General features: G+C 57.2%; 18 protein-coding genes and 1 pseudogene. 4 read left to right on the top strand and 15 right to left on the bottom strand.

Annotated elements, in window-relative coordinates; all coding sequences use genetic code 11:
- The 4 genes from ACP7B0_RS21460 to ACP7B0_RS21445 form a co-directional block, all read left to right on the top strand.
- A partial coding sequence (locus ACP7B0_RS21460) for a DUF2345 domain-containing protein (RefSeq protein WP_426143669.1) occupies positions 1 to 732 on the top strand: 732 nt, incomplete at its 5' end.
- Positions 733 to 890: 158 nt separating this feature from the next.
- Positions 891 to 2756, top strand: a complete 1866-nt coding sequence (locus ACP7B0_RS21455) for a phospholipase D-like domain-containing protein (protein ID WP_426143668.1) — start codon at positions 891 to 893, stop codon at positions 2754 to 2756.
- Positions 2756 to 3811 (top strand): SEL1-like repeat protein, encoded by a 1056-nt coding sequence (locus ACP7B0_RS21450; protein WP_426143667.1) that lies wholly within the window; start codon positions 2756 to 2758, stop codon positions 3809 to 3811. The genes ACP7B0_RS21455 and ACP7B0_RS21450 overlap by 1 nt, the downstream gene beginning before the upstream one ends.
- Positions 3812 to 3959: 148 nt before the next feature.
- A complete protein-coding gene (locus tag ACP7B0_RS21445) occupies positions 3960 to 5015 on the top strand; it encodes an SEL1-like repeat protein (protein WP_426143666.1) in 1056 nt (351 codons plus the stop codon).
- Between the two features lie 199 nt (positions 5016 to 5214).
- Here the strand turns inward: ACP7B0_RS21445 and ACP7B0_RS21440 are convergent.
- The 15 genes and pseudogenes from ACP7B0_RS21440 to ACP7B0_RS21370 form a co-directional block, all read right to left on the bottom strand.
- Positions 5215 to 5355 (bottom strand): annotated as a pseudogene (locus ACP7B0_RS21440) (nuclease); the annotation flags it as partial.
- 134 nt (positions 5356 to 5489) lie between these two features.
- Positions 5490 to 9431 carry a type VI secretion protein IcmF/TssM N-terminal domain-containing protein gene (locus ACP7B0_RS21435; RefSeq protein WP_426143664.1) on the bottom strand — a complete coding sequence of 1314 codons (3942 nt, stop codon included), beginning with the start codon at positions 9429 to 9431 and terminating at the stop codon, positions 5490 to 5492.
- Positions 9431 to 10099 (bottom strand): DotU family type IV/VI secretion system protein, encoded by a 669-nt coding sequence (locus ACP7B0_RS21430; protein WP_426143663.1) that lies wholly within the window; start codon positions 10097 to 10099, stop codon positions 9431 to 9433. Before ACP7B0_RS21430 ends, ACP7B0_RS21435 begins: the two co-directional genes overlap by 1 nt.
- Positions 10096 to 11478 carry a type VI secretion system baseplate subunit TssK gene (gene tssK, locus ACP7B0_RS21425; protein WP_426143662.1) on the bottom strand — a complete coding sequence of 461 codons (1383 nt, stop codon included), beginning with the start codon at positions 11476 to 11478 and terminating at the stop codon, positions 10096 to 10098. Before tssK ends, ACP7B0_RS21430 begins: the two co-directional genes overlap by 4 nt.
- 62 nt (positions 11479 to 11540) lie before the next feature.
- Positions 11541 to 12158, bottom strand: a complete 618-nt coding sequence (tssJ, locus tag ACP7B0_RS21420; protein WP_426143661.1) for a type VI secretion system lipoprotein TssJ — start codon at positions 12156 to 12158, stop codon at positions 11541 to 11543.
- A gap of 242 nt (positions 12159 to 12400) precedes the next feature.
- Complete coding sequence (locus ACP7B0_RS21415; RefSeq protein ID WP_426143660.1) at positions 12401 to 12808, bottom strand: DUF4150 domain-containing protein; 408 nt, start codon at positions 12806 to 12808, stop codon at positions 12401 to 12403.
- A 14-nt stretch (positions 12809 to 12822) separates the two neighbouring features.
- A complete protein-coding gene (locus tag ACP7B0_RS21410; RefSeq protein ID WP_426143659.1) occupies positions 12823 to 13470 on the bottom strand; it encodes a DUF3540 domain-containing protein in 648 nt (215 codons plus the stop codon).
- 9 nt (positions 13471 to 13479) lie between these two features.
- Positions 13480 to 14430, bottom strand: a complete 951-nt coding sequence (locus tag ACP7B0_RS21405; protein ID WP_426143658.1) for a pentapeptide repeat-containing protein — start codon at positions 14428 to 14430, stop codon at positions 13480 to 13482.
- Positions 14423 to 17032: a DUF2169 family type VI secretion system accessory protein gene (locus ACP7B0_RS21400; protein ID WP_426143657.1), complete on the bottom strand. Its 2610-nt coding sequence runs from the start codon at positions 17030 to 17032 to the stop codon at positions 14423 to 14425. The genes ACP7B0_RS21405 and ACP7B0_RS21400 overlap by 8 nt, the downstream gene beginning before the upstream one ends.
- Before the next feature lie 33 nt (positions 17033 to 17065).
- Positions 17066 to 19690 carry a type VI secretion system Vgr family protein gene (locus tag ACP7B0_RS21395; RefSeq protein ID WP_426143656.1) on the bottom strand — a complete coding sequence of 875 codons (2625 nt, stop codon included), beginning with the start codon at positions 19688 to 19690 and terminating at the stop codon, positions 17066 to 17068.
- Between the two features lie 36 nt (positions 19691 to 19726).
- Positions 19727 to 22459 (bottom strand): type VI secretion system ATPase TssH, encoded by a 2733-nt coding sequence (gene tssH, locus ACP7B0_RS21390; RefSeq protein WP_426143655.1) that lies wholly within the window; start codon positions 22457 to 22459, stop codon positions 19727 to 19729.
- Entirely contained in the window at positions 22460 to 23467 is a 1008-nt protein-coding gene (gene tssG, locus ACP7B0_RS21385) for a type VI secretion system baseplate subunit TssG (RefSeq protein WP_426143653.1), read from the bottom strand. It lies immediately after the preceding gene.
- A complete protein-coding gene (gene tssF / locus ACP7B0_RS21380; RefSeq protein WP_426143652.1) occupies positions 23431 to 25146 on the bottom strand; it encodes a type VI secretion system baseplate subunit TssF in 1716 nt (571 codons plus the stop codon). Before tssF ends, tssG begins: the two co-directional genes overlap by 37 nt.
- A 3-nt stretch (positions 25147 to 25149) precedes the next feature.
- The gene (gene tssE / locus ACP7B0_RS21375) at positions 25150 to 25569 is read right to left on the bottom strand and encodes a type VI secretion system baseplate subunit TssE (RefSeq protein WP_426143651.1); all 420 of its coding nucleotides are present in this window, start codon (positions 25567 to 25569) and stop codon (positions 25150 to 25152) included.
- Between the two features lie 71 nt (positions 25570 to 25640).
- Entirely contained in the window at positions 25641 to 26129 is a 489-nt protein-coding gene (locus ACP7B0_RS21370) for an Hcp family type VI secretion system effector (RefSeq protein ID WP_426143650.1), read from the bottom strand.
- Positions 26130 to 26142 lie beyond the last annotated feature (13 nt).

Here is a 26142-nt window from a genome sequence, read left to right as displayed (position 1 = left end):
GTCAGCATCGCCAGCGGCAAATCCCTGCTGGCCAGCGTCGCGCAGAGCATCAGCCTATTTGCGCAGAACGCGGGCGCCAAGCTGTTTGCGGCTAAAGGCAAGATCGAGTTGCAGGCGCAGAGTGATGCGATGGAGCTGACGGCGCAACAGGGGGTGAAAATCACCTCGACCGCTGCCGGAATAGAAATAGCCGCACAGGAAGGCATATTGCTCACCAGCGGTGGGGGCTACATCCGCATCAAGGACGGCAACATCGAGATTCATGCGCCGGGGACGATTGATGTCAAAGGGGCGAAGAAGACGTTTAGCGGGCCAGCCCAGCTTAATCGCGACCATCCCGCTTGGCCCGAGTCCTCAGTGACCCAAGCGCTTACCTTCTATGCAGGGCAAACCAACGCCGGAAGCTCCAGTGCGTGGGCAGGCATGCCTTACACATTGCGTGACGGGGCATCAGTCGTCAAAAAAGGCGTCATGGATAAAACCGGGGCAATTGACATTGATCATCACCCCACAACCAGCAGTTATACGCTCGAACTGGCCAATGGCGTGAGTTACGACATTCCGGTCGGCGGGCAGTACCAAGGCGAACAAAGCAATGCCGAATTCGCCAACAGCGGATTTCATCGGCATAGCAATCAAACCGGTCCAACGAACTCTCGGGCAGGAACTGAGAGTAAGTTCCGGGCCCTTTACACCTCGCTTGACAATCCAGAATCAGAGTCGGAAACGTGAACAATGGGGACACCTAGCCCAGCCAGGTCCAGGCTTGCGACCGGCACAATTACTGTTGACCATGCAGAACGGCCATGGCTCGTGCAATCAACTGTCAGCCATCCTGCTCGCCTTCCCGGTCAGGCAGCGTGTCAGAACCTACAAGGAACGGAACTCCCATGGAATCGCCACTCCCCCGCCTCAACAACATAACAGTGCCTATCGCACTCTCGCACACCAACAGCGCCAGGATTGTTCCGCGTTGGTTCGTCGAGGACAGCGAGTTCAGCCCGATTCCGGCTACCTATAGACCGCTGGTCAACGGCGAAGAAGCATTCAGGGCTGTCTTTGAGGCGATTGCAAAAGCCGAGAAATCCGTCGAAATCATCTGCTGGGGTTTCCAGCCTTCCATGTACTTCATCCGCGACGGATGCCACCCCTGCATTGGCGAACTGCTCAGGCTCAAGGCCGCCGCAGGTGTGAAGGTGCGCATACTGGGCTGGGAAATGCCCTTCAACTCCGCAGGCGTAGCAGGCGAAGGCAACCTGCCGGGCAAGGGCGTAATCCGGATAAAATCCCGAGCCATGCAAAGTTCGACTCCGGATCAGTTCGACTACGACCGCGATTGGTTCTCTGAATGCGCGGTGTCCGATGGCAAGGCGGCTGAGCGAGTCAACGGTAAATCTCCGGTGTTCGTGAGCCGGGGGTTCAGTGCTAAGGAGCGAGCGGAGATTGCCCACTGGGTCAAGTATGAAGCGCTCGATCCCACTATCAGCATGCGCATGCGCCTTGCCATGAGCGCCAGCGCCTCGCACCACCAGAAAAGCGTGCTGGTCGACTATGAGCTGCCCGGCGCGGTCGGCTTTGTCATGGGCCATAACTCGCTGGACGAGTACTGGGACACCGACCAACACTCGGCACTGAACCGTAAAGAGGGCACCAAGCCTGAACCCTATCTGGGCGCGCGCGGCTCTACGCCACGCCAGGACATCTCATGCATGTTGTCCGGGCCGATCCTCCACGATGTGCACCAGAACTTCGCCATCGCCTGGCGCAAGGAAACCGGCGAGGACCTGCTCGCCTGCCGCGATTGCGATCCGACCTCCAATCGTCTTCAGTTTCAGAGCGGCACGCGGTTGATGATGCAGCTGTTGCGCACCCAGGCTCAGGTGGGCCAGCCCAAAACCAACCGCAAGCACAAGGATGACGTGGGCGACTATGAAAAACCCGTTCGAGACATCCAGAGCGGTTACATGGTGGCTGCCAACAACGTCACCCAGTTCGTCTATATCGAAAACCAGTACTTCCGCTGGCCGCCGCTGGCCGATCACATCAAGACGCTGGCAGGGAAATACCTCAAGGCAGGCCGCAAGGAACCCCTCTATCTTTTTGTCGTCACTAATGACACCGAGGGAGGTGTCGGTATGGGCACGGCCAAGACTCAGGAAATGCTCGCCAGCCTGGGTCGGGCAGAAACCATTCCGGCCATCACCAAGCTGCGAATGGTCAAGGAGATGAAAAGTGAAGCCCCGGTCAGGCCCCAGCCGGACGGGCCAAACGATCGTGCCGGACAGAAAAAGCTGGACGAATGGCAAGCGGAGATAGACAGGAAAACCAAGGAGATTGAAGAAACCGAGCTACAACCGGAAACAGTGCCAGGCTTGAAAATTCATGTCTGTTCATTGGTCGCATTCGACTCGCCTGCTGGTGAGCCCTGGATGCCGGTTTACATCCACTCCAAGCTGATGATCGTCGATGACGTCTACACCACCCAAGGCTCGGCCAACATCAACACCCGCAGCATGATGGTCGATAGTGAACTGAACATCTGCCATGAGCATCCGGAATTTAGCCAGCCGTTGCGGCGGCGGTTGTGGGATCTGCATACGGATAAACGAGGGGCGCAGGATGATCCTGAGGAAGCATTCATGGCATGGGAGAGAATCATTGCGCAAAACAAATGGTTGCAGCCGAGGAATCACACTCCTCATGCCCCCCTTGTCGAATTCTATTACAGCGAAACTTCTATGACGGACTTTGACTGATGCGCCTGACTCTTTTGCTCTCAAGCCTGCTGTTGGTTGCCTGCAGCTCCAGCAACGCCATTACTTTACGGACAAAGGACACTCCCTTGAATCAGTTGAGCGAAGTCAGCACCAAACTGGCATTTACCTGCGCACACGAGAAAATCCCGGCCCCCTCGGCAGAAACGGATGTGCTGTTTCAGTACGCACGCTGGTTGCAAAAAAATAATCAGATCCAGCAAGATGAAACGGTCGATGTTGAGATTGGGAGACTCTATCGCATTGCGGCAGAGAACAACCACTACAAGGCCAACGTCAACCTGCAGAACGGCGCCATGCGTGGCCAGTTCAAGCTCACGGGTGGGGAACGGCTGCGCCTTAGCCAACAGTTGATAGATGCACATGTGGCTTCGGGTTATTACATGATCGCGATCTATCTTCAGAAGGGAGCGGCTGGACTGCAACAGGATGAAGATATGTCCCTCCGTTACTTTCGGAAAGCGGCGGATGAAGGCAGTCCACAAGCACAAGGCTATGTAGCCGACAAGTTTGAGGCCGCTAACGCTGCTCTTAATATCGCTCGGCAGCTGCGCAGTTGCGCAGCTGCACAGGGTAATGGCAAAGCTGCAGTGTCTCTAGGCGTTGACTTGAAAATGAGTAAACTTTATCAAGAAGCTCTTCAAACTCTTCAACTTGGTGTGGCAGCAGGTAATGAGACCGCCGCATCTTTTTTGGATAGTGGTTTCCGCGGCCCAAAGCCGGATGATCGTTTGAATTACCTAGGCCAAAAAGAGGACTTGGAGCGTGCGGAACGTTATAAGCAAATTAGCAAGATGTTGAATCGATTGTCCTACGCCAATCCAAGCGTCCCCGAAATCAACGAAATTGTCCCACTGCCGCCAGCCAAACTTCCTGCCTGGGATGGCAAGCTGAAATGGATTGAAGAACGTGAAGCCAACATCCCGCCGCCCAAGCCTTCCGAAGCGCTGATCGAGCAACTGACAAAAGCCATGGTGCTTGATCCTAAAACAGGCAAGCCGTTGCCGGGGTCGCCTGTTTATAGCAAGGAAGACTGAATACAGGCACGGTAGAGGCTTTCAGTTATGAGCCGGATTTTGCGTGTGCCGAGAGTGATCGGCACATGCAAATCTCTGCCCAAACTCAAACCCGACACGCTCTCGTTGAACCTTATTATCGCGACGCTACTATGACGGACCATGACTGATGCGCCTGACTTTGTTGCTTTCAAGCCTACTGTTGGCCGCCTGCAGCTCCGGCAATGCCCTTACCTCTCGGACGAAGGACGCGCCGCTGAATCAACTGACAGAAGTAAACGCCAAGCTGGCCTTTACTTGCGTGCACGAAAGAATTCCGGTTCCTTCAGCAGATACCGACGTGCTATTCCAGTACGCCCGCTGGCTGCAGAAAAACAACCAGATACGGCAGGATAAAACGGTCGATATCGAGATCGGGAGACTGTATCGCATCGCGGCAGAGAATAACCACTACAAGGCCAACGTCAACCTGCAGAACGGCGCGATGCGCGGCCAGTTCAAGCTAGCCGGTGGAGAACGACTACGCTTTAGCCAACAGTTGATAGATGCGCATGTGGCTTCGGGTTATTACATGATCGCCATCTACCTTCAAAAAGGTGCTGCTGGGCTGCAACAGGATGAGAACATGTCCCTGCGCTACTTTCGCAAGGCAGCAGATGAAGGAAGTGCGCAAGCGCAAGCCTACGTGGCTGAAAAGCTCGCGCCCATTGACATTGCACCGGACGTAGCACGTCAGATGCGCCGTTGTGCTGCCGAACAGGGCAATGGTAAAGCAGCTCGCGCACTTGGCGTTTACCTCTCAGAAAGGGAAAACTATCAAGCTGCACTAGATGCGTTTCAACTTGGTGTAGCCGCAGGCGATGAGACCTCTGCCTCTTTTTTGGATAGCGGTTTCCGCGGCCCAAAGCCGGATGATCGTTTTAATTACCTAGGCCAAAAAGAAGACCTTGAGCGTGCGGAACGTTATAAGCAAATTAGCAAATTATTAGGTAGATTGTCCTACGCCAACCCAAGCGTCCCCGAAATCAACGAAATCGTTCCCCTACCGCCAGCCAAGCTTCCTGCCTGGGATGGCAAGCTGAAATGGGTTGAAGAACGTGAAGCCAACGTCCCGCCGCCCAAGCCTTCTGAAGCGCTGATCGAGCAACTGGCCAAGGCCATGGTGCTTGACCCTAAAACAGGCAAGCCGTTGCCGGGCTCTCCGGTCTACAGCAAGGAAGACTGATCACAGCGTCAAGTGGCAGACAGAGTTTTGCATGCGCCAACAGTGATCGGTACATGCAAACCTGTGCGCCCGTCTTCTCGGTATGGAAGCCAGATTATGCGTTTGCTCCCCCTGATACGTAATTCGATTCCAACATTATTCAAACCTACATCACTGCTTTGACAATCCACCTTGGAGCTCACCAATGTCATTGCAATGTTCCGTATGTAATCCATTCATCGGAGAGAATGCTTGGGGAGCTGGTGATCATCTCTTCCAGCAGTTGCTCACTCGCCAATCGGCTTTGACGTAGCTTGTTTGGCGTAGGACCGACAGTCCAGACATCCGTTTTAATAGGCAAGTCCAAGTCCTTTGGGTTTTCTACATTGGGGAATTCATTCAGCGCCTCGCACTTCGGTTGCGACAGTTACTCCCTACGGCCAGCACTCGCGCAGGCAAACACATACAGCGCAGCGCCGAGTGCGTCGCCAGTGGTCATCGCACGTCGGTGTTGCCAGAAGCAGCATTGTCCAGCGTGGCAACAATTCCGATCTTGCCTGCAATATCACGCATCGCCCGTTGCGCGGCGGCACCGTCACGCAGCGATATCACCAGCAATCGCTGCGATCTTTCGCCTAATGCCATTTGTACGACGTCGCGCCGGGTGGATAAACCCAAGGTACGCAGTTGTACTTCAAGGCTACGCAGGCGCGTTTCGTTGTCATAAATCCCCAAGTCCAGCCGTAGTCCTTCACCGGCGGCCAGCCCGCTATCAACCGGCCTTTGCGTCCAGCACCAGGCGATCTGCGTAGGCGGCTGGATACTTGCAACGCCCTGCTGCGCAAGCGACCCAAGGGATGCCAGGCTGACATTCAATGCGGCGGCCTTGGCCTCCATTGCGGTCAACTGCTCGGCAATGCTTTTCTGGCGTTCATCAATGACGTTGACCTTCAACCGCAACTGGTCGGCCTGAGCATAGTGTTCCAGCAAGACCTGCTCCCCTTCCTGGCGATAGGTCAACTGAATACCGATCAGATTCTCACTGCCCATCAGGTTGCGCTGGCTCGGGAAATCAGCAGCCGTAAACGTGTGCTGGCCACCATTGAACAGACGCAGGAAATCAACAAATGCCCGATCTCCCGTCCAGTGCCTGACCAGTTTGAAGTTGGCGAAGCTGATTTCCAGCGAAACATCTGTACAGGCACCAGGAGCCCAGACAAAACTTGCACGGGTGGGAAAGTTGAAGTTATCCAGGACCGTTGAGCGACCGCTGCATTGCAGCGTCAAACGCGTTTGCTGTGGCAATGATCGTGCGCTGATATTGACCTGCGACGGCGTCGCTGAAAGCTCCACCACCGCAGCGGTAGCCTGCAACGTTGCGATATCCTGAATGAGTTCCAAGCGTTGTGCCGTCAGGCCCTTCTGCTCGGCTTCCAGCGCCTGCTTGCTTTGCTGCTCTGTGGCCTCTTGTGTCTGGCTTTGCCGCTGGGCGCTGGTCAGATCGTTCCGGGCGTGCTGCATACGACTGACGTAGGCGTAAAATGCGCCCGTCAGAGGGATCTGCACGCCCAGGGATTCACGACCGCTGTAGCGCTGCACATCGCGCTGCACGAAAGTTTTCACCGAGCCATTCATAAAGGCAGGCAGTTGACCGCGATCACCGTACAACAACTCGTTGAGCATGACCGGGTCGCGAACGCCCTGAATCGAACTAAGCAATTGCCCGCTCCAGTCACTTTGCAGGCGACAGGCCGCCACCTGCGCAATGTAGTGCAGGGAAAAATCCAGTTGGCCGGTCACCAGAGACCAGACCACATCTTCACGCGGGTCGGGGCTCCTGAGCGCTTGGATCAAAGCGGTGCGGATACGATCCGCCTCCCAAAGAGGTGCGGACTTCACTGCGGGATCAGCACCAAACCCCCAAGTGTCGAGGGCAACCTGAAAGGCTTGCGCGTCGCTTTTCTGCAGGTCGGCAACCACACCTGACATCAGTTGCTGAAATCTGGCCAGGACACGTGTCTGAGCCAGTTCGTCACGCAGGCCATTGACACCTCCCTCGATCGAACCGCCATTGACCATGCCTTTGAGCACATCACCGCCCAGCGCGTTAGTCACCTTGAAACTACCCAACGCACCCGATTCGGCATGCAGATCGTTGTTGCCAGCCAGTTTGAGCATGCGATCCATCGACACCGCTCGGCTCACCCACGGTGCCCGCTGCTCGACCGGAATCAGCTCGAAACGCATCGCACTGCGATGCAGAATCATGAGGAAAGGATCGTTGGACGTACCCACTACACTAAGGGTTTGCTGCCAGTCACTGCGGTTTTTCAAGCGGGTCTGCGCGCTGAGCAAGCTGTCCTGTATGAACCGATACCAGGCGTCCTGGGTATCGCTCTGATACTGATCCAGAAACTTCGCTCGCTGCGCCTTCCATAGCGTCTGGTCACGGCTGGCGCGACCCAGCTCATCAAAGAAACCGAGAATTGCGTTGTGCCCTTGTGAGGTGTATGCCTCGGAAAGGCTCACGTTCGGGTGTTCCGTATCGGTCCAGTATTCACTGAGCAATATGGGCTGCAGATCATCTTGCAGCTCAGCCCAAGCCGTCAGCCAGGATAAGTCACGCGATTCAAGCACCATACTGTCGAGTTGGCCCAGTAAGGCAACGAGCTGACTCTGCATCTGCGGTATATCGGTTTGCCATTCCAGATAGGAGCGATAGCTAGTCCCAAGGGTAATCAATTGCCCGGCACTGATTACGTCTTTATTGCCATAGGCCAGGTTCAGGAAACCCACCTCCGATCCTGGCATTGGCAAGTTACTCATTGACTGATTGTTGAGCCTTGCGTCGAGCAGATTGATACGCCTTACCAAGAACTCGGCATAAGCGGCAATCAACCGAGGGTTGCCGTGGTTCAATGCATTGCTCAGGTTTTGTGCGATGAAACCATCAAACACCGGGTTACGTATCTGGCTGTCAAACAGCTTTACGTAGTCGGCACGATAATGTTCCTGCACATGATCGATATGCCGTGAGAACGGCAGTAACGAATGCCATCCGCCCTGCTGTTCATCGGACAAATTGATCAGTGCCTGCCGGAAAAGCCGCAACGCATCCAGATCGGTCTCCAGCCCACCGGTAAAGGCTGAAGGAGCCGGAGGCTCATTGAGCGCTTCAGCGAGCACCGCCTGGGTGTGACGATCGGCATAGACCAACAGCGCGCCTGACCCTATGCACAACCCCAGCCACGAAATCACTGCGGCGTGGGCCAGCAACCGCCGCCAGCGACGCCAACTGTCGATGGTTTGATACGCGTAACGCTGCGCTGGCAGCAGTCGCCCCAGTAGCTCGTGGCTGAACCAGCCTTCCTCTCGCGCATCCGAATCCTGCCCTTGCGCGGTGAAAAACAACCCGCACAGCAGAGGCGGTTCGCTGTAGGGATTGGCGTCAAAAGCCGGCAACAGCAGCTTCTCAAGGCGCGGACGTAAATCGCCGATGCGTTCCGGAAGACTGAAGGCCTCTTCGTCAGGCAGGCCCCGCACTCCAAGCTCTATGCGCAGATCAGAAAGGCGTTGACCGATTCCGCTGAACATTTCATCGAGAAAGGCGCCAGCGTTTGTGCGATGCAGGCTGAGCAAGCCAAATGGCTGTTCACGTTGTATGGGGGTCAGCGCTGTACCCCACTGTGCGAAACCAGGTACGGCTTCTGCGCCAGTGATGATGAAATACACCGGAAGCCGCGCGCCGAACACTTTCACCAAGTCATCGAGACGGCGGCGCAGACTGTGTCCCTGTTCGGCCAGACGCTCATCGGAATCCGTCAGCAACCGCGTGCTGTCGATCACCAGCAGCACGCCGTTGAGCGGCTCCCGGCGACGCGAACGCAGCAGCCAGTAAAGCAGCCGCCGCCATTCTGCGCCTTCGTCACTGTGACCCTCGGCCATACGTCCTGCGGGATCAATAACCACTCCGCGCTCAAGGAACCACCAGCCCAGTGTCCCGGTCGGGTTCGCCTGCCGGCTACGGCTGGTCGAACGTAATGCCGAGGTCAGCCCACTGTTGTTCAGCAGGCTGCTTTTACCGCTGCCACTCTCGCCCAGCATCAGGAACCAGGGCAGCACATACAGCGGGGAGCCCAATCGACTCAGACGTGACTCGCGCAGCATGCGCACACCACGGTTCCAGTCCTGGTCCAGGTTGGGAGCCTCATCCTGACGCCCCTTTGGCAACTCGCTTTTCATCCTTGCCCGTAAACGCCAGGCGTACCAGCGGCGTCCGATCCACCGCAGCGTCAGGACCAACAGCACAGTTCCAATAAAGATCAGCGGTACATACCACAGTTGCCAATCCTCATAGAGTGCCAGCGCCCATAACACCAGGGCAAAGGCTGCCAGCAGCAGTCCCCACAGCACGAAGATAGCGGCTTTCTTTAACATCAGCGCATCTCCAGCAACTGGCTGACCTGTCGACTCAACGAAAGATCGAAACTGATGTAAAGCGCAGTCAATACCATCAGGGGAATCCCGATCAGCAGAAGCAACGAAATGCCGCGCAAGCCTCGGCGCACCACACGAACACGTTTCGGCAATTGGTCTTCGGGTTGTTCAAAGAGGTGACTGGTGGCATCCAGCGGCTCCATTTGGTGATCCAATATGATCCGTTCCAGCAGCGACCGACGGTACTGGGCCAGTTCGCCCCCCGGACGGGTCGCATATCGACCTTCAAAGCCACTTAACAAGGCCAGCCCGAATACTTCACGGGCCTGCACCGCAGCCTCGGGCAGCGCCTCCAGACGCTGAAAAAACTCTACACCGGCACGGCTGGTGGAAAAGTAATGACGTTGCAGCGGTGCGCGACGCCATTGCGCCGAACCGGGCCACTCACGAGACATGGCCGTTTCATCGATCCAGGCCACGACTGCGAACAGTGCCTCGCGCACTTCAGCTTCAGCAAAGTGCAATTGGCGGGCACGGTTCGCAGCATCATCAAGCAGCGCGATCAGAAGCGGTGAAAGAGCGTCATGGGATTGAGCAGGATCAAGGATGCCACGCTTGGCAGCATCGAAAATCGGTGTCCAGCAACCTGCAAGTCGGGGACTGGTCATGAGCGCACGACCACCAGATCAATGACCAGATCAGTCAATGGCTGTGGCAGGAAGAACGCCGCCTGACGCTCGCGTTGCAGCGCTTCCCAGCCATCACTCAGTGTTTCCAGACGGAAGTACAGCGCACCGGCCACACGCGGCAGGCCCTGTGGCGGCACTTGCAGATATATCAGCTCGACGCCCGGGAGGGCACGGTTGATCAGCCCTTCCATGACACTGACGGCACCCAGCTTGCCATCAAGCGGCAGGCTCTCGGCCAGCCAGACCGGATCGACCGCGCTGCGTGCTACCAGAAAGTACCGATGGCGTGGGCCGAAAAAAGCGTCAGGCAGTTCAGCCTGATAGAAACCGTCAAGCAGTTGCAAACGGACAAGCAACTCGGAGCCGATGCTGATTTCGTTCAACTGCAGGCCGATCAAGGACGCCAGGGCAATGGTCGCAGCCCCCGCCTCTTCATGTTTATAAGGCGGGACCAGCAGACGGTCGTCCGGGGTTTCACCGAGCATGTCGCAGACGTCGGAGAACAAACTCAACTCACCCACCAGTTGGCGAAGGGTGCCGTATAACTGCCAGGGCGAGACCTGCGGTGTTTCCAACAGATGAGTCAACAAAGGACCGTAGCGATTCAGCACGGCCAGGGCCATTAAATGATTCATCTGGGCGCCGTCGAAATCTCCCCGCCGTGACTCTCCCGGCTGCTTGTACACCGACAACTGCCGGGCTCTGCCGATCAATTCGTCACGCACTTCCCGCAGCGTTTGCAGGAGCATCGGTGATGCCGCGAGGTTGACCAAGGGCGGCACGTAGCGCTGCGCCGGCCGCACGCGGTCGCCGTCAAGATCCAGACGGGCAATCGGCAGCAGCTCGTAAGCGCTCAGATGCTCCAGTTCTTCTTCCCAGAACAACCGCAATACATAGGACATTGAGCGCACCCGAGCTTCCGGGGAGTTGCCGAGACGGTCGCCGATGACTTCCGGGTCCGCGGCCACCACAAAGCGTGCTTCGGCTCGCGCGCCGGCAGCAAGCGTCTCGAACATCTGTGCATTCGCATCGCCCGGCAACAGACGGCGCAGCCCGACATACAACGTGCGGCCTCCATTGAACTCACCCAGATCCAGCGTGCGCGACTCCAGCACAGCGTTACCGGGGTATTCGGCGAGAGTACCTTCAGGAAAACGCACAGACAGTTGATCCAGCAGACACTGCTTGGCCACCAGCGCAGACTCATTGATCTTCAGCGAGATCAAGCCCCACGGATAGGGGTGATTCAGCTCTGTGGTGCGGGTCAGACGATGCTCGATGCGCGCATCGTTCTGCTGGAAATGCTGAGGCTGGAGGAACAAGCCCTGATGCCAATACAACAACTGATCGATATTCATAGGACTCGCGTTCGGGCAAAAGATGGAAAAAAGGGATGGCGGCAACACTCAAGATATAAAGGTCAGTCCTGGGCGCCCGGCAGACGCACCTCGCCCTCTCGCGGCTGCACCGGTTTGGGCAGCGCAAGGCGACTTTCCTTGCCGCGCAGCAACGCGTCGGGCCCGACCAGCAAGTCGATGGCGATCGGTCTGGGCGTCGCGGTCCAGGTCTTGCTGAACCAGCCGGTGGAGGTGACATCGACGCCGATCTGATACAGCTTGGCACTGCGTGCCGGGTCTAGATGGGCGTAGCCCGCAGCGATCCCGACCATCTTCGCGCCCTCAAGCCTTGGCAGACTCAATTGCTTGCTCTGACCCGGCTCGATGAACAGCCGTGTAAGACCGATCAACCCGGTCGGCGCACTGTTCATCAGCAACAGACTGCTCAATTGCTGGGAACTGCCGGTGTAAGCCGCAAACGCATTGATCTGATCGAACTGTGCGACCACCACCAACAGGTTATGCGCCTGGCCGTCGTACTGATTGAGGTCGTTATCGGCGGTAAACGTCAGCTCGATGGCGTTCTCGGCGTAGTCCCACTTGAGTTCGGCAAGGGCCTTCTGCTCGGGGCTTAGGTCCTGGGAGCTGCAAGCGGTGAGCAGCAGACAGAGCGTGAGGAGTATCGCCAATACCTTAATCATTCGAGCCACCGTACGTGTGTCGGCGTATTGCCCCTATCGAGAGAGGTGAAGCTTTTCGTCATTCCCCTGTGTTTAAGCATGTTCATCACACCCACTTCCCCTAACCAATTTATCCATTCGCCATCGGGGCGACTGTTACTTAAACGTTTCGATCCAGGATGTGCTGCCCAGCCTGGTTATTGCCTGGCAGAGGCATCGCCGCACCGCCCGACAAAGTGATCAAGCACACGGTCTAGCCTTGATCAGGACATGACCATGACCACCGTCTGGCTTGGAGCGCAGACCATGCCCATGGTGTTGGGCGGGGTTCCGTTGTGAGCTGTCTGCGAGGTGAGTCGCACGGCGGGCATCCCCCCCACCATGACCGTGGCGCTGCCATCAATAAACGCCATAGATCCCATTATTTTTCCGCTCACCACGCCCCCCGCCACACCCGCCTGGTCGCCGTTACTCAACAAGACCTTGCTCATGAAATTCATCGCAGGCATACCACAGACCAAAACCGCCATTACCAGTCCGCCTGGATCTGCCATGGATGTATCCGCCGTATTGGGATAAGGCATTGGCATCGGCCCTGCAGGCGTAGGCGTTTTGCAGATGTCAGGCACTGTGGAACTTGCGGTCGCTCCGCCATTGTTGAGCATGTACATAGCTACCTCCTTTTTCAGCCCAATTTGATTTGTTTACCGCTTACGGCAACGGCGACTTCAGCAAACAAATCAAGCGTCTCGCCGCGCAGGCTCCAGTCTTTGTCGACTCGCTGACGAAGCGACCCCGCGGTCAGCTCCTCATGCCCTTTGACTTCACGGCGGCTCTGACTGTAGTGCGCGGTATGCCGCACAGCTTTTTCGCAATGCCTGATTGCGCTGTCGTTGCGCTCGCTCCAATGATGATCGGAGCGCTCCCCAGTGACGCTGAGTGTCGTGACGCCAACTTGAGCCTGAGCGAAATGCGCCACCATCTGATCGGCCCGCAATGCAAGCATGGGGCCCGCATCCGCCGAAAGGCCGTCTCGGGCTTCAATGCTCAATGCGCCGCTGGGCAGGTTGAAATGCACGTCGCCCTCCACACGCAGTTGCGCGGGTTGCCATTGAGTGCGCTCCAGAACGCTAAGGATGTAGCCGTCCTCCCCCGCCAAAGTAATAAGCACCGTGTCGCCGACGGCAGGCTGAAGCAGGCAACCCATGGCCGGTTTCAACCAGTAGCGATGGCCTTGAGTGCTGACGACGCCGAAACGTTCGCCGCTGACCGCATTGATCTGCGCATGGCGCAACACAGCAGGGGAGTCGATAACGTGCAGGGCTTCTTGCATCGCTGGTTCCTATAGAGTTGGTAGCCAGCGTTGCGCCGCCAGGCGCTCGCTGTCTTCGGGACGGATGGCATCTAAGTTGGCACCGCGCCAGTCACAATGGGCGAGGTCGGCACCGTGAAAATCGGCGCCGTTGAGGTTCGCGTCGAGGAAGCTTGCCTTCGGCGCGTGAAGCGCCTCGCACAGCGCATACTCCAGTGAAGCCCTGGACAACATTGCATCGGATAAATCGGCGTTATTGAGACACGCCATGTTCAGGCTGGCCTCAGTGAAATCGGCACCTGACAGTTGCGCATTGGAAAAAATAGCCTTGTCCAGGCGTGCGCCTTTGAACACCACACGTTGACCCCGGCTCTGGTAGAAAGACGCTGACTGGGCATCACACCCCGTGAAATCAGCACCCGTCAGCGTCGAACGATCAAAGGCGCATTGATGGAGGACAATTGCGGCGAAACGCGCCCGCTCCAGCAGACAATTGATAAAGCGCGTCTGTGACCAGCGAGTTTGAGCGGTTTGCAGATCAGTCAGGGTGCAGGTGTCCCACTGACTGGACTCCATACTGGCCTGTGCGAAACGCGCGCGAGCAAACACCCCCTCGATCACCGACAGCCCGTTGATTCTGGTCTTGCGCAAATCCAGGTCATTGCCACTGCAGCGCAGCCATAGACCGTGATCCAGCCGGGAACCTAGCAGGCTCGCCCCGTGTAACGTGCAATCGGTCAGCGTTGAATCGGTAAACGCACAGTCGTCGAATTGCGCGGCGGATAATTCGCTGGATATCCATGAACAGCCTTCAAGCTGCGCCTGGGAAAAGATTGCCCCTCGCGCATTGACGCGCTCGAACCGGGCATTGCGAAGATCGATTGCGCGGTAGTTTCCACCTTCCAGATCAAGGCCCACCAACGGTTCATGATCCGCGACCAGCATTTGCAACTGATCAGCTGTCAATGTGTGCTCAGCCATGGGCGAGGTCCTCTTTCAAACGACAACGCCCCAGCAGGACTCGATTCAGTACAACGTCCTTGCCCTGAACCGCTTCGGTCACGACACCGAATAGATTGCTCCCTGTCAGATCCGCCGCGTCCAGTTGCACTTTGCGTAACCGCGCCTCCATCAAATTGGCGCCTTGCCAACGGACCTGCCGGAGATCACTGCCGGTGAAGTCAGCCTGTACCGCATTCAAGTGGTAACCGTCGCTGTCTCGCAGATCGCAGCGACTGACAAGCGCCTGCTCCAACGTCGTGCCTTTTAAACTGGCCCCCCGCAGATTCGCGCCTTGAAAACTGGCCCGTTGTAGTTGCGCAGCATCCAGGCAGATACCGGGCAGCCGACAACCTTGATCGAGACGAAAATTAATGGCCTTCACGGCTTTGGCATCGACCGCAGTGCCGGTCACTTGCGACCAGGAAGCTTCCTGAAGATCAGCGCCAGACACCTGCAAACCGTCCACCGTGCAGGCATGCAGGCTGGATTTCGACAGGTCGGCGTCAAAGGCACGCACCGCCGTCAGCGTGCAGGTGTGAAAACGTGCACCGGCCAGTCCGGCGCGGGTGAAGTCGGCGTTGTCCAATGCACAGTCGACGAACTGCGCTTGAGGCAAAAGGGCCGCTGTGAACTGTGTTCGCAGGAGGCTGCATCCGGTGGCATAAAGTGCACTGATACTCGCGCCATGGAACTTCGCATCGTCCATGTTGCAATGTTGCAAAAGTGCACCTTTCAGGTGTGCTTCGCCCATATCGACCCGGGTTAGATCACAATCGGTGAACACCCCATGATCCATCTCGGCACGGTTCAGCTTTGCATCCTTGAGTTGGCATCGTTCAAAATGCGCGCCGGTCAGAATTGCACTGCTCATGTCGACCCCAGAAAGATCGATATCCAGAAAGTGCTGTCCGATCAACGATTGTGAGGCCGAGTGAGCGGCCTCCAGAAGTTCGCGGGTCCAACTCGCTGCAGGACGGATCGATGGAACCTCAGGCAAATACTCAGTTCCCCCGGTCAGTTGCGAGGTCATTTCAGCAATTGCACGAGTGATTTCAGCGTCCACCGATTTGGCTTGGGTAAGCCCCCCTTCGATTTTGGCTTGGTATTCAGCCTTTTTAGCGATCGACAGGGGCAGTCGAGAAACCATCGAGAACGCATCAAATTGTTTGCCCGCAGCGGTGCTATCAGCAGAGGCTGCCTGACCATAAATCGATTCAGCGCTACGGTTCACGCGTTTGGCGATTTGCTCAACATAAAGGTGCGCCCGTTCGAGCGCTGCTGAGACCGATGCGCGAAGATCAGCCTCAAGTGCGACTGCATCGAGAGGTGGGACCGGCGCAATCTCGCCTCGCTTTACGGCAGCGGAAAAACCAGGGCGAGCCGGAGGCGGATACTGCGACGGGTCGAATGGATGCCCCAGACGACTGGCGATTTTCTTTGCCGATTCGATACCTTGCTGATGTGTGTTAGCGACTTCTGCATAAATGATATCGGCGTCCGCTTCAAGTACGCTCAAGGTAACGTCGTCATCCACTGGCAGTGAAACCGTTGCCGCCTGGAGAGGTTCAACCTCGGCTTGTGGCCACAGTTTATCGACCCATTCCTTCTGACTCAGAACTGGATCATCGCGCCGCTCACATCCCACGCCCAGCGCTGCGATGTCTTGTGCATCGGTGTCGTGAAGCGGCAATTGTGCCCGGTACAGCAGCAACTGATACTCATCGTTTGGAAACAGCCAGACAGTGTCCAGATCAAGTGATACTTCAGTAATGCTCTGCGCCGAATCGGCGGGTTCGACAAATAACCGGGGCCTCAGCCCGGGCAGTGTCCCTGTCAATTCTGGATGCCGGGCGTGCATACCGATCACCGACCAAGCCTCATCCCCTCGCCAATACTGGCTGTGGCACTGATCCTCAGCGACTTCGTTGAACCAGCGCACGTCAGTATCCGCCGGCAACCATGGCGCACCATCAGCCTGCCATCGCTCATCAACCGTCCCGATGAATGAACGGCGTGCTGCGCATTGAGGCGGTAGCGGCAGAAAACTGGCCAGCGGTAGACGTTCTAGAGGGCTTCGAGGTCCTGGCAATGGATATTCGATTTGGGCCAGCGCGCTATCGGCAATCCGATCCGGGTCGTCTACATAACCCACGCCATCCGGATTATCCGAGAAACCAGCGCCCCCGAATGCATGCTCCCAATCCAGCGCGACAGCATCAAGCCGAGCCGTCGCGACTCCACGCCAGCCCGTCAGTTCGCGCCGCCACACTCGAGAAGGGAAAACGTGAAGTGTTTTGTCGCAAGCCCCCATTTGAACGCGGACAGCCATACCCTCGCGCTGCTTTTCGTTAAGCGAAAAAGCAAGCCCATGGACGGCAAAAGTGCCCACGCTTTTTTTCAATCCACGATCAAAAGATTTACCTGGAAATCGTGAGTTGATCCACTCAGCACACGCCTGGTTCGATAATGGGTTTGCGCTGGCATCAATCAAGATGCAAACAGTGCCTACCAGATACGGCACCTTCAGAGCCTGGTAGCGGGCCGTCAACAAAAGACAATGGTCATCCAGTTTATAGTTCATCTACGGCGTCCTTGGAGAGTGAATGCCGCACGGTCAGGAAACTATTGCTGCCAACGCCCGAACCATCTGGGCCGCGTTATTTTCAGCCACCGCGGCCGCATTAATTGTTTTGCCCGCCGCCTCAGCTCCTTTTTGAGCAATCCCGGCTGCTTTCATGGCCGCTGATATCGCCACCTCCGCTACCAATACAGGCGGAACAACCTGAATACCTTGTTGGGAAGTCAGGCTTTTGAACGATAAACAGGCGATCTGTGAAGCGTTTATCGAATTACCGACCTTGAGACGCTCCAGCGTCGTGCAGTTTCTGAAAATACCCGTACTGGAAACAACCAGATTGCCATTGATATTGACATCGGCATTAATAGAAACCGGAATCGCTGAGTTAATGGATATCCCGGACGGTGTTAATGAAATACTGTGCGGCCCGCAACTGAACGTGACCAAGGCCACCGTGTTATGAACGTGGGTACCTGTCTTGACCGTAGCATTCACGGCCTCCTTCAATTCATTGATGTTGGACTTCTTCGCATTGAGCAACTTTTCCGCTCTTGCGGCAAATACAGCCTCAAGCCCGTGTTTAAACTCACTTTTCCCCGGATTGATCGTATATGAGGTTTTGGGTCCGGCGATGCTGACGGCAATCTCATAGCCCATGGCACTCAAGCTTTGCTTCAGCAAACCGATTGATGCGGAAGTCTGTTCCAGCGTCGCTTCCATTTTTATCGACCAGGAAGGCGTGAACGTCGCAGTCGGCGCGATCTGATAATCCTGGAACCTGCCGGTGTGCGAAAAAGCAGGAAAGAAGTCATGCGGCTTTGCCGATGCTGCCGGCTTCGTAGATGTAGATGTAGATGCAGAATCAGTCGCGGGAGGCGCGTCACTGCGCGCACTTTGCGAGCCACTTGGCGAAGCGCTGAGTCCACCTCCCATGCTGTGGGAGTACATGTCGGAGACTTCGTGCTTGTACGAGTTGGAGGCCAACCGCATATGATTATCGGTTTGAAGATGAGCGCCGCTGACATTGCCCTCACCCAGGGTCAATTTAGTATTACCTATGGGGGCTCCCATACTCATCATCGGGCCTGACGCGCTGTCTTCCATCGCCAGATAATGACCACCCGGCGTATTAATGCCACTTTGTGTCGCATTGGCCATTGTGACTCGCGCCGGGTTTTCCGAGTTGGGTACGCTGCCGGTGATAACGGGCCGATCAGGGTCCCCCCCCAGGAAAGACACCAGCACTTCCGTACCCTTCAATAACGGAAATGCCATCCCATGACTCGATCCATTGGATATTGTCGCCATGCGCAACCATGCCGAACCACGGGTCGCATTCTTCTCACCGCGAATGAACGGGAAACTCACCTTGTAGCAACCATGCTCATTGAGCAGCGGGCGACCGGTGTCCTCATCGCCATCCACCACCGCACTGAGCAAACCTTGAACATAGGGCCGGGGCGTTACACAGGGTGCGCGAAACTGCACGTCGCCGGGCAAGGCGATAAAACGGGTATTGATACCCTGCCCCGGCCCTTCCCCTTCCGAACCCAGGCCCGGCAACGGCTGATAACCCTCATGGTGAACTTCGATAACCTGATAACCGGCATTGAACACAGGACGTGGATGACCCACCAATAACATCGGATAACCCGCACGCAGCCCAGTGGCTCGACCGTTCCCGTGAAACTCCCGCTGGCGGCATCCAATGGCCTGGGCACGGCGATCAGCCAACCATTGCCCCTGTTCCAGCGAACCAAAGTGTTCGCCATACAGCCCTTGCCCACCGATAAATGCAGACGAACCAGAGACCGCCGTCCGCTGTTCGATTGAGGCCTCTGCACCCAGGCTCGCAATTGCTACCGACGCGTTGGCTTCTAACTTCAACTGCGCATTGGATGCGGAGAAATCCTGTAGCGTAACCCCTGCCACTTGCCGAACCAGCTTGCGCTCGAAGGTGCGCGCTACCGCCAGGACCTGGCCAATATCCAGTTCAGAATCCTGGCGACGATAGGTTAGACGACTGGGAAGTTGCGGCTGGTAGCGCCTGTCGCCACAGAGCACTAACGCCTCACCGTCAGGCCCCTGTTCGAAGAAGTAATACACCCCGAAATATTCAAGAAGACGTGAAATGAAAGCGAAACTCGTTTCTTCGAACTGGCAGGTAAAGGTGGCCTGAGTCATGGGTTCATCGGCCAGCGACAGACGAATATCGAAGTCATAAACCGAGCCCGGCACACCGTTAATGCCAGGTCCCTCAAGATTCAGGTCAGCCAGCTTGAGCACGTCGCGAATCAGTTCCGGCAGGCTTTTATCCAGCCAGATTTCGGAAAAGCGAAAATGGCGCAACTGCACAAAGCGCGGCTCCAGTACCACACGGTAGTAGTAATAAAGGGAGTCGGCGTCGAGATAATCGACCTCCGTTACCACCCCTTGATAGGGGTGCGGCAACCCCAACGCATCACTCAAGGTCAATACCGCTCGGTTGCCCAGTAGCGCTTCGTCATCAAACATCGGATTGATTGTTGCCAGCCGAACCTCGAAACGATAAGGCTGAGAGAGCTTTTCCTCGCCCTGCCACTGCTGCACCCACAATGATTCGAGCAACAGCGAGGGTGCCAGGCTGACGAAAGTACAGAGCGCTTGATCATTTAGAGCCATCAATCAATCCTTGTTCTTCAGTGGGTAATCGAGCGATCACTCTCGGGCTTCAGACGGCGCTTCACCTTCGGGGAAAGACCTGATCGCATCGACTTCTGCCGCGGTAATGAGCCACTCACCGCTCGCACTCGCCGCCACATGCAGCCCGGCCAACGGACGCTGATCGGCAATCGCCCCGAGCAACACGTCAGACAAGCGTGGCATCAGGCTCTTGCGCAGAATGAAGTCGATGTTCCTGGCGCCGCTCTCCACTTCTGTGCAACGTGCGGCGATAGCGTCGGCGACCTCATCCGAAAACGTCAGGCGTACTTTCGACGAGGCCAGCAGGCGTTCGCTGAGCCGACTCAGCTTGAGGCGCACGATGCCTGCCAGTTGCTCGCTGCCCAGCGTGAAGAACGGCACGATGGTCATGCGCGCCAGCAGCGCAGGCTTGAAATGGCGGGACAGGATCGGGCGGATTTTTTCCGCCAGGGTGTCCGGATCGGGACGCCCGCCCACACACAGGCTCTGGATTTCATCGGTGGCCAGATTGCTGGTCAGCAGCACCACGGTGTTGGAAAAGTCGATCTGCCGTCCTTCTCCGTCAGACAGGCTGCCCTTGTCGAACACCTGATAGAAAATGTTCACCACGTCCAGGTGGGCTTTCTCCACTTCATCGAGCAGCACCACCGAATAAGGACGCTTGCGCACCGCCTCGGTCAACATGCCACCTTCGCCGAAACCGACATAACCGGCAGGCGAACCCACCAGACGGCTGACCGTGTGCTTCTCCTGATACTCGCTCATATTCACCGAGATCATTGCCTGCTCACCGCCGAACAAGTGTTCGGCCACGGCCAAGGCGGTTTCGGTCTTGCCGACACCCGACGGGCCGACCAGCAGGAACACGCCCAAAGGCTGTTGCGGATCGCGCAGGCCGGATTGAGCGGCCTTGAGGATTTCTGCGATCTGCTCGACTGCCGTGTCCTGACCGCGAATGCGCGTTTTGATGTTGGCGGCCAGGGCCAGCACGCCACCTGCCGCATCACGCAAGACTTTACCCAGCGGCACACCGGTCCAGTCGGAGACGACCTTGGCGATGGCATCCGGGTTGACTTCAGTGAACAGCAACGGCTCACCGCCTTGCAGCGCGGCCAAGGCTTCGCGAGCCTGCTCCAGCTCCGCCTGACGCGCCTCCAGGGAGGCCAGTACCTGAGCCGCTTCACCTTCGGCCGGTGTCGGCAGATCCTCGTCTTTCAAGGCCAGTTGCCGGCGGGCATCGAGGACGCGAACCGCTGCATCGCGCTCGGCAAGCCAACGGCTTTCCAACGTTATACGGCTGTCTTCAATGGCTGCCTGCTCGTCGGCAATATCGACAAGACGCTGATCTTCAACGGGAAAACCGTTGGCACGGTCGCGCTCAAGGGCCGTCAACTCACGGTCCAGACCGGACAACCGCCGCTCCATGCGCTCCAGTTCCGCCGGTTTGATACCCAGGCCGATCCGCACCCGAGCGCTGGCGGTGTCGAGCAAGTCCACGGCCTTGTCCGGCAGCAGGCGCCCGGTGATATAGCGATCAGACAACTCGGCAGCGGCGACGATGGCGTCATCACGCACGCTGACGCCGTGGACTTTCTCGTAGTGGCCCTTGAGACCGCGCAAGATCAGCACGGCAGTCTTGACGCTCGGCTCGTCCAGTTTGACCAATTGAAAACGACGCGCCAGGGCAGGGTCTTTTTCAAAGTACTTTTTGTATTCTGACCAAGTGGTGGCAGCGATGGTGCGCAGCTCACCACGGGCCAGGGCCGGTTTGAGCAGGTTGGCGGCGTCAGAACCACCCGCCGCGCCGCCAGCGCCGATCAACATATGGGCTTCGTCGATAAACAGGATCACCGGCGTGGTAGAAGCCTTGATCTCTTCGATAACGCCACGCAAGCGGTTTTCAAACTCGCCCTTGACGCTGGCACCTGCTTCCAGCGCACCCAGATCAAGGCTCAGCAGACGAGTATTTTTCAGGAAGTCTGGCACTTCGTTCTGGCTGATCAATAACGCCAGACCTTCCACCACGGCGGACTTGCCCACACCGGGTTCACCCACGGCGATGGGGTTGTTTTTACGACGTCGGGCGAGGATGTCGATCATCTGACGAATTTCATCGTCGCGACCGAAAATCGGGTCGATACGTCCCGCTGCAGCCTTGGCTGTAAGGTCCTCGCAAAACCGGGCGATGTTATCTTCGGCAGCTGGTGCAATACCGCCAGCGCCGGCGACAGTCGAGCGCGCTTCGCCAACCTGCAAGCTGTCCAGCGGACCTTCACTGGAGCCCATCAATAAGTGAGCAAACTCAGCAGTCAAGGCATCAGTGGAAAGGGGTTTGAGCATTTCGCCGTAACGGGTGCCCGCCGTGTAGTAGCCCAGACGGGAAACCAGCGCCAGTAACAACGAGCCGCCACGAATGCGACCGGTGTCCACGACCAATGAGGCAATCAGCCAGGCATCCTGAATCCACTCGGTGAGCAGGCTGGCGAACACCGGTCGGCCCGGATTGCCGTTCTTGAGTTGGGCCAGCCCCTCGTCAAGCAGCGCGCGAAGACGCATCGGATCAATTTCGAAACGGCTGAGGATACGTGTCACATCAGCAGTCGGATCTTCCAGCAACTGGCGCAACAGGTGCTCCAGGGAAATCTCGTAGTGAGTACGGGCCAACGTAACGCCCGCTGCGTTTTCCAACGCTCGGGTAGCGTAGACATTGAGCCGTGCGAACAGCGGTTTGAGTTCTACCTGAATCATCTATCGAGCCCTCTCTTCGAGCATTGGTCCGTGTTCGGCAGTCAGCATGAAAACAACGTCGTCCTGTGTGTCGCCGTCGCCGAGCCAGGTATCAAGGCCTAGCCGCTGCCAGCCCTCGCCCAGAGAGGCGCACTGTTGCTCGTCTGCCGCAAGACGCATGACCAGACGGCTGCGCAGCGGTGTCTGGAGGTACAACGCAACCAATCGCTCGAGCTTTTGATAAAGCATCTGCCCCGGCAACAGGCTGTGGAAACATTCGGCACGCAACGAGTCCACGCGAATGTCGAGTGAGCCGCTGCGGTCCATCACTTCTCGGCCGAGCAGGCTGTTTTCACCCAACACGCCGCATTGCGCTCCCAGATAGGTACGTGCCTGACGGTCAATCCGCAGGCGTGTTTCGACACAGGGCACCACTTCCACCTGCACATCCTTGAGCACGGCCTTGACCAGTTGCTGGAGACCGAGCGCCGAGCGCGGGTACTGATTGAACAGGCCGGCATAGCGCAGCAGGTCTACGGACTGATCCCGCTGCTCGGGACGCGCATCGGCAATGCCGATCAATGCCTGTAGCTGGCGCAGACTCTTGACGTCACGTCGCTCAATGATGTCGATCCAGATCCGATGCTTTTCCCAGGCGCGAAACAGCAGCGGATAAAGCGAGGCGTGCAGGATGTCGAGAAAGTCCCGTCCAGCCGAGTGCCCCTGTAGTTGCTCGTCAATCAAGTCTTCGGTGTAAAAGGTTGGCAGTGGCGAGGTAACGCCATACAGGCCAAAAAAATTAGCTTCTATCCGATAACGGCCATCTGCGCCTTTGTCGATCCGTTCGATATCGCGCTGAGGAAATCCAAGGCCAAGGCGTGGCCGGACCCTCACGTTCTCGACGAAGTCTTTTTCACTCTCAAAACGCAGCCGCAGTAGGCGCAAGGCCTGGAAAAACCCAAAATCGCCGCCGTCATCAAGCAGCGGGTCGATCACAGCAGGCGTTGGTGCCCGATCTTCGCTGGCCATTGCAAGGTCTCTTGGTGGACGCTGTCGAACAGCGTGAAAGCGGTAAAGCTGTTGATAGCTGTACAACTGGCAAAAAACTCTTCGAGCACGCAACCGAACATGTAGAAATTGCCGGGGCTCAGAAAGTGGTCGCCCCGACACTCGACCCGAACCACGCTGCCTTCAATCGGCAGCCCACGAATGAAGCGCCGCTCGTGGCTGACTGTGACTTTTTCGATAGCATCGATTCGGCGCTGATTGGCGTCCTGGCTGCCCTCGCCGACGCTGGGCAGATAGAGCGAAAGCAAGCCTTGCAAGTAGTCCCGATCAGCCAGACGGAAGTGATTGGCATTGAGTTGCGAGAGCATGCGCCACAGCAGTTTTTCGTCGAACTTGGGAGGCTGGCATGGGGTAATGCCGCGAATACTCTTGAACTCAACCCGGGGTGGAGTGTTGTCACAAGGCTGGTTCAAATCACCCAGGCGCAGGCTTTCCGGCAACTTGCCATTCGTGCAAAGCAAACTGATGGACAGGGTCATCTCGTCCGGCACTTTGCTTTCGCTGTAGGGCAGGCTCAGATAATGGTCATATCCGTGAGCATCGATAGTCGACTGTCGGATGCGTAAGTTGTAGGTATCGCGCTGTGAGAACGTATTGAACGACTCCAGTTGCCGTTCGCCCTCAGTGGCTGAGTAAGCGCTGATTTTAACAACCGAGTGAATCCGCATACTCATGCGCTGGCCATGATCCGCAGGCTGGATGCGGTAGTCGACTTGCTTGTGATCGATACGTAACGGGTGTGCTTCCTGGGAGAACAGGTTGATCGCCGGAGTTACCCCCAGCATGAAACTGTTGGCCGACAAGCCAGGCGTCCAGTCCGGCAAGCTCTCGAACATCAGGCGCACGCTGAACTGACCGTCCTTGCCCCTGCCCCGCCACTGCTTGAACCCGGAAAGTTCGACAAAGAGAAACTTCTCGGGCAGGGCAAAATACTCCTGCAGGCAACGATAGACAGGGTGTGCGGTGTCGGGAAAAGGCAGCAAGGTATTGCTCGCATCGAAGCCCACGCCACGCAAATGCCTGGCGGGCAGCAACGTCATGGGTTGTCCCTGCGCACTGATGCGGATCTCGCGCAGGTTGAGCTGCAACAGACGCAACAATTTGGAGCCGTCGGCCAGACCATCGCCGAGATAAAAACGCAGGGTGTCCGCTTGCCAGGCCCCAGGATCGGCCGTGGTAAAGGCAAAATCCAGGACCAGACTACGCTCTTCTCCTGCGTCGCCATCCCAACGGGTATTGATCAGTTGCAGCGGTTCGAGGGCTACCGCCGCCGTGCTGCGAAAGCGCACCCGCTGACCATCCACAGGCACCGAGGCCACCTCGCATCCGGCATCGATGTGAGAAACCTCTTGCAGCGACCCGCGAGGCTGGAATTGCAGGAGTGTCAGGCATGGCAATGGCTGCAGATAATGTGGATAGAGCAACTGCGCCAGTTCCTGGATGAACTCGGGGAACTCATCATCCAGCCGTTGGCGAACCATCCCGGTGAGAAAGGCCACACCTTCGAGCAAACGCTCGACATCCGGATCGTTGGCCGAGTCCACACCCAGCAACGGCGCCAGAGCCGGGTTGCTGCGGGCGAACTCATCGGCCAGACGCCGCAGTTGATTGAGTTCGCTCTGATAATGGTTATTGAGCATGACTTAGTGCATCGCCAGGGAGACACGACCGTCCGAGGACACGCGCGTTGCCAAGTGGATGGGGATGTCACGATCATCAATCGCGACAAGGCCTTCGAGGCTGAAGCTCAGCGACAACACTTCCTGCGCACCTTCGGCGACCAGAATGCGTGGCGACTTCAACCGAGGCTCATAGCGGGCGATCATTCGCGTCATGTTCTCGATTATTTGCGTGGTCTCGCCGGTCGCGAACGAACCGGCCAGATTGGTGAAATCGGGTACGCCAAACTCGGCGTCGATGGGCACACTGCCGCGCCGGGTGTTCAAGATGCGTTGCAAATGCTGGACAATTGACCGGGTCAGTACCTCTGCCTGTGTCAGGTGCGTACGGCCGGTCTCGGCCTGCAGGCCTGTGATGCGCTCCAGCAATCGTTTTTCTCTCAACGCCGTGTACCTTCTGAAATTGAAAGAACGCCCCCCTGAACCAGGGCGGCGTTTAACTGCTTGAACCCTGTTTACGCTTTGGGCGCCAACCACGAGTCTTCGGCTTCGATGCCGTCCGGCACCCAGGTCCAGACAATTTTTTCGTAAGTGATGCCAATATCTTCCATGTGGCCCATCTGCTTGAACTCGGGGCTCAACACGTTCGGCACCCAAGTGCGGGCCGAGACGAGCACTGCGTTGCTCAGGGTGATGGTGTAGTACTTTTCTTCCGTGCCTTTAGGCGAGATGCGATAGAACTCAAGGACGACGGACTTGAGCTGTTCACCGGACGTCAAGGCTTGCAGCAGTTTCGGTGAAGCCTTGTCGATCTCCTTGGTCAGCGTCATGCCCTGATGGACACGCTTACCAGCGGGCAAACCTGTCTGGGGGTTCTTCGGAATATCGATCAGGTGTTCAACGGCTTGAACGAGGATCATCCCTACGTGGCCGGTAACACTGCATGAACCTTCGATCTTGCCTTGGTTCTGGCCTTCGATACTCAAGTAGCATGGCATTGGCATAACGGGTACTCCG

The organism is Pseudomonas sp. DWP3-1-2, assembly GCF_049896285.1.
GTDB lineage: Bacteria > Pseudomonadota > Gammaproteobacteria > Pseudomonadales > Pseudomonadaceae > Aquipseudomonas.
This window is presented reverse-complemented; position numbering and strand designations above follow the sequence as displayed.